Source organism: Anaerophaga thermohalophila DSM 12881, from assembly GCF_000191885.1.
GTDB lineage: Bacteria > Bacteroidota > Bacteroidia > Bacteroidales > Marinilabiliaceae > Anaerophaga > Anaerophaga thermohalophila.
In genome coordinates this window covers 1-11,689 of the sequence record NZ_AEWI01000061.1, presented here as the reverse complement: position 1 = coordinate 11,689, position 11,689 = coordinate 1, and the positions used below count along the sequence as shown (strand labels likewise).

Here is an 11,689-nt window from a genome sequence, read left to right as displayed (position 1 = left end):
GGTCAGGGGTAAAAATGGTAAAAATCAGCAGTTTGAAGGCTTATTATACTGCACTCATATTTTTCTAAACAAAAAAAGCTGTCCATTAATGAACAGCTTTTAGCTCCCCAGGTAGGACTTGAACCTACGACCTACGGATTAACAGTCCGCCGCTCTAACCAACTGAGCTACTGAGGAATGATTTTTTATTCAAATTTATTTAATAATCATGTTTTAATCGACCTGATGCCTGAAAATTAACTATTTGCAAAATCATGTTTCAACATGGACAACTGACAAATAATAAAAATTCAAATTTACCACCAGTACAATATCCGCATCTTTAACAAATTACCTTTTCAGGTCGATATTTAAACGAATTATTGTATTTCCACATTTGGAAAAACATCCGGAAAACTTGTTTTCATTTCAGGCTAAGCCCTGTTTTCAATTGCGATGCAAATATAGCTGCTTCACTCAAACTATACAACAGTTGTGCAGAAAATTTTTCGCACATTTTTTTGACCTCACAATAACTTTTTGGAACATACGAAATTACATAAAATCATTATTTTTAGAGTTGGAATTGCCGGCAGGCAGACATCACTGCCCGTCACAAAGATCAGATAATTCTTCCTTAACCAATCGTATTTTTTGCTTTGTAAGATGGAAAGAATCAAGTATTTCAGGATTCTGATTCAATTCTTTGCAAAGAACAACCCCATTATTCAAGAGGTGTTGCTTTTGAGCTTTTGTCAATTGTGTAAGGGTTGTAACAGGAAAGGCGTTAAACCTTTCTGTCAACGCTTTCAGACTGTTTTTACCCGGAAAGTCCCAACTCATAAGATTGAGACCACTGCACAACCCGTAATTCATGGCATCGGTCGTAAACCTTGTATTTGTAACAACCCATCCCTGAAAAGTAAAACCCTCATATTGAGGTAGTTTTTCTCGTATTTCTATTATATCGTTAACTCTGGAACGAATGTATAAAGGCACCTGCACATTCGACACCTTACCCTGACTGTTGTGATATTTACATTCGACGAGATACTGAACTTTATGATCTGAGGCTATTACATCCACTTCATGTGTAACACATTTCCCCTCAACCGTCTGACCGACCTCAACTTTAAATCCCATACATTTAAAAAGGTAACCTACAAACTGTTCAAAAGGGTATCCCGAAGGCCCCAGTTCCATGATTGCCCTTTTCAGGCTGTATCGGGCAGCCATGCTCCTTCTCTTTTTCCGAAGCAACCGGAATGCGCGGGTGTATATTTGTTTAGTGGTTGTCCCTTCTGTGATCCGGTTTAAAATATTGTCGGTAATTTCTTCGATAATCGCGGGTTCAGCACCTGCACGCTGAAGGGAATTTCTCAGTTTGTCGGATGAAAATGACTGTAGTTCACCCGATGCCTTTCTAACGAGTGGATTCTGGCTCATAAACTTTAAAATATAATACTGAGTCAACTCATAAAAGTCTGATTTGGCCAATATCCTTGTTGCAGTGATTTTTAAAATCATGATCAACCGAAAGCTGACTCCGTTTCAAAAATTCACTGCTCCCCGGCCTTGACGAAAACAGATTTCTCCTGAGCAGTCTTAATATTTGATTTTTCAATCACAATATTACTAAATTTTTACCCGGTTGCACGCTTCTTTAAAATTTTGTACAGGGATTTTAAGTCTTAACCTGATTTATTCATGAATCATCGTTATGAGATGTTCAAATATCAAGAAATACAAGTACCCACAGACAAATTTGAAGCAAAAAATAGTGCACTGTTTTCAAATCAAATTTAGTGAGGACGCTTGTATTTCACCAAAAGTTACGCATTGCATTGTAAAAGATTATTTGTAAATAGGTCAGGTTAAATAAAAAAGCTGTCCCATTAAAAAATCCGGGACAGCCAGAGTATGAATTATCAGTAAACTAAGAAAACTACCTTGATCTGATTTCCCGTCTCATAAACAAAAGATAGGAAAACAGAAAACAAATCAGGGTTAAAGCCAAAAGGCCCGTAATTTGAGGCCACACCACCATTAAACTTTGTGACAACGACAGTGGGCCGGGAATGGCTCCATGTACCTGTTCTGTAGTTAACGGGCCTAAACTTCTGACCGTTGGTACAAGTATCGTAGAAGAAACCTCGCTGAAAAGCTCGTTAGGCATAATCTGGACGAGGGCAAATTTAATCTTCTCATAAAGATATAGTACTCTTGGGGATGCAAACCTTGATGGTTCCAATCCCCTGGTAATAAAGTTGACAATCAGTGGGTAAAACACTGTGAAAAACAACCAGACAGCGATACCACTCAAAGCAGAAGTTGCAGGCTGTTTAAACCTGACAGAAAAAAATATTGATAAATTCAGCCAAAACGACACATAAATAATGCTGAAGATGGTATATGTGAGAATGCGCAGGAACTCTTCGGCAGTTGGCGGGGTTCCCAGAATGATCAATCCCGCGCCGATAACCAGAAAGCTAAGTGCAAAGAACGTGACACTCACCACGATTATCCCGGCAAGGAATTTGGCATTAAGCAAATAATCGCGTGGGACGGGCTGTGCCAAAACCCTGCTTAATGTGCCTTTGTTTTGTTCCGAATTAATGGCATCAAATCCAAGACTTATGCCCAATAATGGCCCCAGAAAACTCACAAAAACAAAAAATGAAGGCAGGGAACCGTCAGACAGAGTAAAAAGATTCAGAAAAAAGAACGAATTCTCAGCATCTCCACCCTTCATTGTTTCCATAATGTGAGAAATCGATGTATACAATGACCCTAAACAGGTCAACACAATAATTCCCAATAAAATGACAGATCGCCAGCTGTGAACATGATCCGAAACATCCTTTCGAACCATAGCCCAAAACGGCGTCAGGGTAACCGGCTCGGGTCGTGTTTGAAAGAGCCTGACACTCCATTTATCCGGCATACCGGCTTTTAACATTCCAAATATATTATTGCTCATAATTTCGAACTTTATCTGTTTAAAAGATGAGCCCGGTCTAAAAAGCATCTTTGTTGCCAAACTCGTTGTTGTTTTAAATTTTTGAAACGAGCATGACAAGGTTCGTCTCAAAAGTTGATGTATAAACTCAATCATGCGAGTTCCATCAGACCAATGACTTAGACTTTTTTATACTGATGAATCCTCATTAACAACAAGTTAACTCCATTACAAAAATTTAAAACGCCTGGATTTTGACAAAAATATGCTTTTTATACTGCACTCAAAGATAAATACCTCAATATCCGGGCATCTTTGATACCCTTTCAATTGCTTCCCTGAAGTGGTAGAAAAGTTATGCCGCCCCGGAATAAGAAAACACCAATGACTATTGAAAATACCGGGAATAAATATCATCGAGTCCATATTCTTTTTTGGAAAGATAACTCAATCCATAACCCGACTCAACAATAACTGCAGAAACGAGATGTGCAATATCTGATTCTGCTTCCAAAACGAACCTTCGATCCTCAAAAGAAACCTTAGCCACTCCGGGTATTTCCTTCACTCTGTTGGCCAAATCTTCCACAGACAGTGCCTTTGATGAATTTCCATTCAAGGGTTCTACACCTCCTTCTATTACGTGTGAATTCGAAGAAAAAAGTTGCCTTGACAATTCTCCGATATTACCCTGGGCAAGCAACTTACCTTCTACAAAGATACCTACCCTGTCACACACCTGCTGAACCTGGTAAAGAAGATGGGAAGAAAAAAGAACCGTAATGCCATCTTCTCTGCTCAGTTTAACAATCAATTGCAGGAAAGTCTTGACACCGGCAGGGTCAATACCTAAAGTAGGCTCGTCAAGGATAATTACTTCCGGTTCTTTAATAAGTACATCTGCGAGGCCAAGCCTTTGACGCATTCCTCGGGAATATTTCCCTGCCATTTTGTCTTTTTCTCTTTCGAGACCTACTTTTCCCAGAAGTTCATGGGCTTTCTTTTCAGCAATATCCTGCGGAATGTTGTTCAACCGGGCAGTAAACACAAGGTTATCGAAACCGGAAAGATCATCATAAAAACCAACATCCTCAGGTAAATACCCCACCTTTTTTTTAACGCGGATAGGGAATTGTACGGGATCAATGCCACAGACTTTTGCACTGCCTTCATCTGGTTCGGTAAGGCCCAGCAGCATAAGAAGTGTCGTGGACTTGCCGGCACCGTTAGGCCCCAACAATCCAAAAACTTCGCCTCTTTCTATGGTCAAATTCAGATTGTTGACAGCTTTATATTGCCCATAAGTTTTGGTTAAACCTTCTATTTCGATAATATTTTCCATAGTTTACCTCCTGCCATATTTCCGAAACAAATAAAAAATCACCCCGAGGGTAACCAAAATGATCAAAATCCCCAGCCATCCCCAAAGTAAAGGTGTTTTAACCGTAATCCTGAAAGATACATTAGATTGAGCTTCAGGGGTCTTCGCTGTTATGTTGGTAACATAGTCGCCGGGAATGGCTTTGTCGGCACTTTTTATTGTAGCAAGAGCAGTTGCCTCATCTCCCGGTTCGATGGCAGCAATGGTATCAGGCTCGAATTCTACAGTCCAGTTTTTAGGTTTATTAGCCGTTAAAACAACATCCTCCAGCACCGAAGACCCGGTGTTTTTTACAACTAGTTCAATATCTTTTTCACGTCCGGAAGTAATGGTAGTACTCAAGCGTCCGGAAGGCGTACTCAGTTCGAGATCGTATGATCCCGAAATCACCACTTCAAGTTCTAAATCGGCTGATGTTGAACGGTTGGCAGCCCTGACAGGAATTTTGTATGTTCCGGCTTCAACATTATACGGGGGGTCAACTTCTATTGAAATATTTTCTGTGACATTGGGCCCTACTTCAACGGCTGTTGCTTGTTTGTAATTCGGCTTAAAGATAACTTTCCATCCTCTGGGAGCATTAGCGTGAAGTGAATATACCTGCTTTTGCCCGGTGCTGTTTTTCAATTTGGTCTGAAAAGTAAAATTGGCGTCAGAGTGCCCTTCAATATTCGCCTGGTCACAAGTAAATTCCGTCTTAAATGTACCCTGTTCCGAAACATCAACAACAAGCGGAAGCACATCATAACTTCTTGCCACTACTCTGAACCAATGTTGACCTTTATTAACTTTAACAGGTACATCCACAGTTAGCGAAATTTCTTTCTTTTCTCCGGGCAAGACAGAAATTTGCCTGATTGCATATCCGCCCGCTTTCAGGTTGTAATTCCAGTCTTTTCCAAGCCCGGCAACATAAACATCTACAGTTCGGGTACTATCTCCGGAATTTATAACATCAATGGAATATTCAACGGTTTCACCGGGAGGGACAGAAATATTTGTATAAGGAGTGTAAAGTTCAATATCGTTTCCGGCGGTTAATCCTTCTCCAAAAAAAATCATAAATCCTATAGAGATAAGATATCTCCCGAATAAGTGTAATTTTTTTTCCATAAAACAGACCTCCATCTTTTCTTTTTTAGGTGAATAATATTGAATGTTTAATAAACCTGTTCAAATTGACTTCATGAGTCCGGTCTAAAAAGCATCTTTCTTGCCAAACTCATTGTTGTTTTAAATTTTTAAATCCTCATTAACAACTGGTTAACTCCGATACAAAAAATTTAAAACGTCTTAATTTTGACAAAAACATATCTTTTTATACCTCACCCACTTCATTATATTCACATCATAAAAACACACAAATCCGATTAACCAAAATTTCGATTAATTCAAAAAATGCCCCTCTAAGTCCATTGCTAAAAGAACTTTGCAAAGAATTCTAAAAAAGTAACTGTAAAAAAACTGTTTGGAAAGTTGCAAACAGTAAAACAAAAAACACCGGTCCTTTTAAATTGCGACAAGTCATTTTATCAGTTTTAAACCGTTTGCATTTATTTGCGAAGTTTTACAAAAAATATGCCATCCTGCTGTTATGGCAGCCATAAATAAAGGCGATTCGCCTTTAGCGAATCGCCTTTATTCATTAATTTAAAATTAGTCTGAGTTTACAGGCCTAATGGAACTTATCCCGAATTACAGGAACTCGTTACATTCAAAGACTCATTAAAACCTACTAAAGATCAAAAGTACTCAGGTAACGCTCCCCGGTATCCGGAAGCAATACGACAATTTTTTTTCCTTTGAATTCTTCTCTTTTAGCCAATTGAATAGCAGCCCAAAGTGCAGCTCCGGATGAATAACCACAAAGAATACCTTCGGTTCTGGCAGCCTCATTGCTGGTCTGAATAGCATCATCATTTTCGACGGTAACAATTTCGTCAATAACATCAACATCCAGGTTATCCGGTACGAAACCGGCTCCAATACCCTGAATTTTATGAGGGCCGGGCTGTCCCCCCGATAACACAGGCGAAGCTGCCGGTTCCACGGCTACAATTCTAACATCCGGTTTCTTCTTTTTCAGATGATGCCCTACACCGGTTATTGTACCTCCTGTCCCGACGCCGGCAACAAAAACATCAACATCGCCATCGGTATCATTTAATATTTCTACGGCAGTTGACCGATAGTGAGCATCAGGATTAGCCTTATTTTTAAACTGTTGAGGAATGAAAGATTTGGGGTAAGTTTTTGACAATTCTTCTGCCTTAGAAATAGCCCCTTTCATGCCCTCTGAAGCAGGTGTAAGAACAAGCTCTGCGCCAAACTTTTTCAATAATTTTCTGCGTTCTATACTCATACTCTCAGGCATGGTAAGGAGAAGTTTATAACCTTTGACGGCAGCAATCATTGCCAGACCGACACCGGTATTTCCACTTGTAGGCTCAATAATGACGGTATCTTTATCCAAAAAACCCTCCTTTTCGGCAGCCTCAATCATACTGAGGGCGGGACGATCTTTCACCGAACCTGCAGGATTATACGACTCCAGCTTGGCAATCACATCTGCTAAAGCATTCTTTGTTAACTTATTAATCTTAACCAGCGGGGTGTTACCCACCAGTTCTGTCATGTTTTTTGCTATCTTCATAATAAATCCATTTAGTTTTGTTACATCTATGAGCCCAGTCTAAAAAGCATCTTTGTTGCCAAACTCGTTGTTGTTTTAAATTTTTGCATCCTCATTAACAACAAGTTAACTCCGGTACAAAATTTTAAAACGCCTTGATTTTGACTAAAATATGCTTTTTATACTGCACTCATCTATATATAATACAATAAAGCATCCTCCTGTGAGTGTAAAGCCGCCAAACGATCCAGAGTAATATCACCAAAAACCTTTTCAACCGAAAGAGAGGACTCACTTAAAAATTTAATTACAGTTCTCTGTTTGTCTGAAAGCGCCTGTCGGCCATCAATATCTTTTTGTCCCGCCCATTCAGGGTCGAGACATCGCAATACATCCAGAAAGGTTATCTTTTTGAGCGTTCTCGCAAGCCGATACCCTCCGAAAGCACCTCTTTTAACCTCAACATAACCGTCCTTTCTAAAATCGGAAGCAATACTTTCCAAAAATTTATGAGGTAGCCCGTCAGATTGTGCCAATTCTTTAACCGTCTTGAAGCCCGGCCAGGCATAATGCAATTGCATTAAAAAAACCAGACCGTAATGTACTCGTTTCGAAAATTTCATCAGTATAAAATTTATTTTTAAGGTCTGATGGAACTCGCATGCAAGAATTTATACTTGTCTTTATTGAGGTAAAGCCCGTTATTTTCGTTTTATCTTAAATCTTAAATCTAATAATCTATTAAGGCAAACCTTGCCATGCTCGCTCCGTCCGTTTAAAATCTTAATTTTCAACATATTACGATTTATATCACATTTAAATATCCCATGTCTATTGATCTGTCTCTCGGATACTTTTATCTTAAAATCCCACGATCGATTATGACAATTCTTATCAAGCCTATCTCATTAATTCATCTTTATTCAATATGATTTGATGCAAATATAAAATTATATCCTTTAATTCACAACTATTAAAAAAAATAATATTTCATATCTTTTTAATAGGGATTAATAAATTTCAAACAAACTTTGTTCATTGCTCTTCTGCATAACGAACTCCCCGAGGAACGGCCCGACAAAAAAAGCATCTGCTCTGCTCAATGAAAGTATTAAGCAAAGCGATGCTTTTACAGGATTAAAAAACGTTATACGAAAATTATGCAGTGACTGCAACTATCTTCCGAAATTCAGCAACCGGCCCATTCCAAAGCAGCTTTTAAAGAGGTGAAAGGACGAAGATAATATCTGCTATCGGCCTGGGCAACAAGCATAACAATAACAATATTATGCGGAGTGTTTGCGACAAACCCGATTTTATATTTACCAAAAAATTCGATATTCTTTCGATAATACTCAACGATCTTTTGATGCTCAGAAGCAGGAAAATCGAGGTGCGCATTTCCGCAATCAAGCACCAAACCACGAGCTTCTCCCGGCAAAGAATCACTTTTAATCATTTTTTCCCAGGATGAAATGACATCGTTCAGCGAGACTTTATCACGATACTTCTCAATAACAACTTTTTGCTTCTCATCGTAATGAATACTGTACTTAATATCCATTACAGAAATATTTTTTAAACGAAGACCATACATAACAATACCAATTTAAACCAAAAAATCGCTTTCTTTTACCACCACTCTATCCATCAGTGCATTACATTTATGAGCCCAGTCTAAAAAGCATCTTTCTTGCCAAACTCGTTGTTGTTTTAAATTTTTGCATCCTCATTAACAACAAGTTAACTCCGGTACAAAATTTAACACGCCTAAATTTTGACAAAAATATGCTTTTTATACTGCACCCATTCATATTAAAAAGCCCCCTTGAAACAAGGGGGCCTTTTTTGGTCAAATTGAACAGCGCTCAATTCATCCGGGTAAGGGAAGAATTAAAGGATTTTGCAGCATTAAGGGTTAACTCTTCTCAGTAATTTAGGGCCAGGATCAAAGAAAGAAAAAGCTAAGTGCTCTGATTTTCTTTTTTTTAATGTTTCAAAAAATTACTCAATGTATAATGTTCCTACATAAGTTACGCTTTGGGCCTCCATCTCAAGATTATAAGTACCGGGCTGCAAATCACCAAGGTCAATATCAAAAACCCCGAAACCATCAACCGCAAGAACTTCATTTATGCTGTACCCCCCTATGATACTAACATAAACCTGTCCCTCATAATCGGTTACTTCCAGTGTCAGCTCTTCACTATTATAATACGCAGTAAAATAACCAATGCCATTTGTTCTGGAAATCTTTGTTCTGGAAGTCATCGTACTGGAAGCCATCGTACTGGAAATGGAAAATGACCTCATTCCAAGATCTCTAACTCGCAAAAGATCGACCTTATCTTTATCGCTTTCTGAAGGCTCGTCTTCCTCCTCTCCTTCAGCAAAAACGACTGAAGAAAACAAAGAGAAAACGAAAAAAAACAGTAGCGCCCAGATTTTTGTTCCTTTAGCTATCATAACACATAACTTTTTAATTAATTTATTCTTGATTTGTCAGTTTGTCCGTTGTCAAAACCACACTTCAAAGTAAATGTGCGGGACGATGATAATCAAGGATTTTCATGCAGGGTCAAAAAATTTAATGCCCAAATCAATGAATATTCAATGATTATCAGTATTTTATATTTTTAAATTTAATGCTTGAGGGGTGAATGGCAGAAAGGAAAAAGATGATGGGATGAATGGAAAACTTATACAATCATTTAATATACAAAATATTAACACTCACAACTACAAATCAACGAATATAACTCAATAAGCTGCTCCGGGATAAGTATTTTGGTAGCAAGCGTAACACAGCAAATGGTGCTTTATGGAGAGACACTAAAAATACAGTCACTTTTCCTCAACGGAATTATCATCATATACTTCTGTCGCTGAAGCACTTAATAGTGAAATAACGGCTTCGACTTCAGGGTTATCGCGGACAACAGAATAAAGTTTCTTTCTTATCACCGACTTTCTGACTCTTAAATTATTCGAGGAAACCCCCAGCACTTTGGTCATTTCAGATGTCGGCATTTTAAAATACAAAAGAAAAAGAATCATTTTTTCCAAATCAGTAAAAGATATGGATTCCGGGATATTTAGATGGGTATAAAAAAACTCATCATCAATTAACTCATGCATTAAATCAAAAAACTCGGTTTTCAATCGTTTTAATTCTTCATTCAAATCATTATATATCCCGGGATTGTCTTTTACATAGCGCTGAGACAATTCGTCAAAACGTTTTTGTGTATTGTTCTCCCTTTTAGTGATTATCTGGTAAAGCCCCAGCAAATGCTTTTTTTGCTGATTATCACGAATTTTACTTTCTATCTCCTTCTCAGCTGATATCCTCAAAAGTCTTTCGTTTTCCAATGCAAGTCGACTTTTCCTTAAATTCTGATAATAAATGAGAAACATAAAAACAGTAATAATAGCTAAAACAATACCAATAAAAACAAGCCTCTGGTATCTTTGCCTCTGCTTTAATGTCGCAACCCGGGCCTGAGACAGGTCATATTTTTTCTCAAGCTCAAGAATCTGCTTCTGAGTTTTACGCTCAAGAGATTTTAATAACAACTCAAAAGCGTTTTTATAGTGTATTGAAGACATCCGGAATTGTTCATTCTCAAAAGCCAGGCCGGCCAGATACGCGTATAAAAAATAATTATCATACTTATGCGTGGCTGTATCTTTCAGGTTTTCCACAGATTTTGTAGCGTAAACAATGGCAGAATCTAACTGATTCATACGCTCATAAGCCAGTGCAATGGAATAATAAATGTTTGACATTCTCGGCTTTTTGCTCACCTTACCGGCCAATGATTCAAGTTCTCGATAAGCTGAAACAGCTTTTAAATGGTCCCCGTTCATAACATGATAGGCCCCTCTTGCATTAATCACATCAAATTGCTTTTCAGGAGGGATACTATCCAATGAATCAAGTCTGTTTAGAACAGACAATGCTTCTTCGTAATATCCCTTTCTTAAATAACTCCAGAAAATTCCCAGTGAAGCACTTACTATGCTCTCAACATTTTTATTCTCAATGGCATTATTCAATACTCGATCAAAATATTCTTCTGCAAGGATATGATTATCATTATCCTGATGTAGAACACCTATATAAAGCCATAGATAGGTAAGTGTATTATCCGAAACTATGCCAGGTTTTAAACTAAGAATTCGTTCTGCCTCCTTAAGTGACTCAAAAACTACAGAATCGGCAAACTGGCCGGTCTGATACCGAACCACTCCCTGATAAATAAGAGCCCGTAGAAAATTGCGATTCGGAATCGGACTTTCAAACGCTTTAACAGCTTCAGAAATAGTTGAATCATTGGTAAAAGAACGAAAATTTTTACAATCAATAATAGTCCTGAGCAAATAATAATACGCTTTATTCTTCCCCGACAATTCATTCACATGAATATTGGTCAAACTATCTTCAGCGAGTTCGGTGCTGCTGTAAATAAGACTGTCAATAGCTTCTAACCGATGCCACGCAGCCTTATCATACGGATGACATGAAGAGAGAAGAACCGTTAAAAATAAAAATGACAAAATCCTATGCATTCTGCGAAAATTGATCTCAAATATATGAAGATTAATTCACATAACTCAATGAAACGAGCATGGCAAAGTTTGCCTTAATAGGTCATTAGGTCATTAGGTCATTAGGTCATTAGATTATTAGATTTATTAGATTGTTAGATTGTTAGATTGTTAGATTGTTAGATTG

The 11,689-nt window shown here is 38.0% G+C and carries 9 protein-coding genes and 1 tRNA gene; all 10 read right to left on the bottom strand.

Annotation, left to right across the window (positions count from 1 at the left end):
* Window positions 1-103: 103 nt before the first annotated feature.
* Window positions 104-177, bottom strand: a tRNA-Asn gene (locus tag ATH1_RS0114520).
* Window positions 178-582: 405 nt separating this feature from the next.
* A complete protein-coding gene (locus tag ATH1_RS0114515; protein WP_029164153.1) occupies window positions 583-1,425 on the bottom strand; it encodes an ATP cone domain-containing protein in 843 nt (280 codons plus the stop codon).
* 499 nt (window positions 1,426-1,924) lie between these two features.
* Window positions 1,925-2,959, bottom strand: coding sequence for an ABC transporter permease (locus ATH1_RS0114510; RefSeq protein ID WP_211208083.1), 1,035 nt, complete (start codon window positions 2,957-2,959; stop codon window positions 1,925-1,927).
* A 367-nt stretch (window positions 2,960-3,326) separates the two neighbouring features.
* Entirely contained in the window at window positions 3,327-4,280 is a 954-nt protein-coding gene (locus ATH1_RS0114505) for an ABC transporter ATP-binding protein (protein WP_010423133.1), read from the bottom strand.
* Between the two features lie 3 nt (window positions 4,281-4,283).
* The gene (locus ATH1_RS0114500; protein WP_245531809.1) at window positions 4,284-5,432 is read right to left on the bottom strand and encodes a COG1470 family protein; all 1,149 of its coding nucleotides are present in this window, start codon (window positions 5,430-5,432) and stop codon (window positions 4,284-4,286) included.
* Window positions 5,433-6,054: 622 nt separating this feature from the next.
* Complete coding sequence (gene cysK, locus ATH1_RS0114495) at window positions 6,055-6,972, bottom strand: cysteine synthase A (RefSeq protein ID WP_010423114.1); 918 nt, start codon at window positions 6,970-6,972, stop codon at window positions 6,055-6,057.
* A gap of 173 nt (window positions 6,973-7,145) precedes the next feature.
* Window positions 7,146-7,574, bottom strand: coding sequence for an RrF2 family transcriptional regulator (locus ATH1_RS0114490; RefSeq protein WP_010423112.1), 429 nt, complete (start codon window positions 7,572-7,574; stop codon window positions 7,146-7,148).
* 566 nt (window positions 7,575-8,140) lie between these two features.
* Window positions 8,141-8,515 (bottom strand): hypothetical protein, encoded by a 375-nt coding sequence (locus ATH1_RS0114485; RefSeq protein ID WP_010423110.1) that lies wholly within the window; start codon window positions 8,513-8,515, stop codon window positions 8,141-8,143.
* Between the two features lie 440 nt (window positions 8,516-8,955).
* The gene (locus ATH1_RS0114475; protein ID WP_010423106.1) at window positions 8,956-9,417 is read right to left on the bottom strand and encodes a hypothetical protein; all 462 of its coding nucleotides are present in this window, start codon (window positions 9,415-9,417) and stop codon (window positions 8,956-8,958) included.
* Window positions 9,418-9,795: 378 nt separating this feature from the next.
* Window positions 9,796-11,523 (bottom strand): tetratricopeptide repeat protein, encoded by a 1,728-nt coding sequence (locus tag ATH1_RS0114470; protein ID WP_010423097.1) that lies wholly within the window; start codon window positions 11,521-11,523, stop codon window positions 9,796-9,798.
* Window positions 11,524-11,689: the final 166 nt, after the last annotated feature.

Coding starts and splice junctions, on each gene's coding strand:
- ATH1_RS0114475 (WP_010423106.1), bottom strand. CDS start 9,417: ATGATAGCTAAAGGAACAAAAATCTGGGCGCTACTGTTTTTTTTCGTT.
- cysK (WP_010423114.1), bottom strand. CDS start 6,972: ATGAAGATAGCAAAAAACATGACAGAACTGGTGGGTAACACCCCGCTG.
- ATH1_RS0114510 (WP_211208083.1), bottom strand. CDS start 2,959: ATGAGCAATAATATATTTGGAATGTTAAAAGCCGGTATGCCGGATAAA.
- ATH1_RS0114470 (WP_010423097.1), bottom strand. CDS start 11,523: ATGCATAGGATTTTGTCATTTTTATTTTTAACGGTTCTTCTCTCTTCA.
- ATH1_RS0114500 (WP_245531809.1), bottom strand. CDS start 5,432: ATGGAAAAAAAATTACACTTATTCGGGAGATATCTTATCTCTATAGGA.
- ATH1_RS0114515 (WP_029164153.1), bottom strand. CDS start 1,425: ATGAGCCAGAATCCACTCGTTAGAAAGGCATCGGGTGAACTACAGTCA.
- ATH1_RS0114485 (WP_010423110.1), bottom strand. CDS start 8,515: ATGGATATTAAGTACAGTATTCATTACGATGAGAAGCAAAAAGTTGTT.
- ATH1_RS0114490 (WP_010423112.1), bottom strand. CDS start 7,574: ATGAAATTTTCGAAACGAGTACATTACGGTCTGGTTTTTTTAATGCAA.
- ATH1_RS0114505 (WP_010423133.1), bottom strand. CDS start 4,280: ATGGAAAATATTATCGAAATAGAAGGTTTAACCAAAACTTATGGGCAA.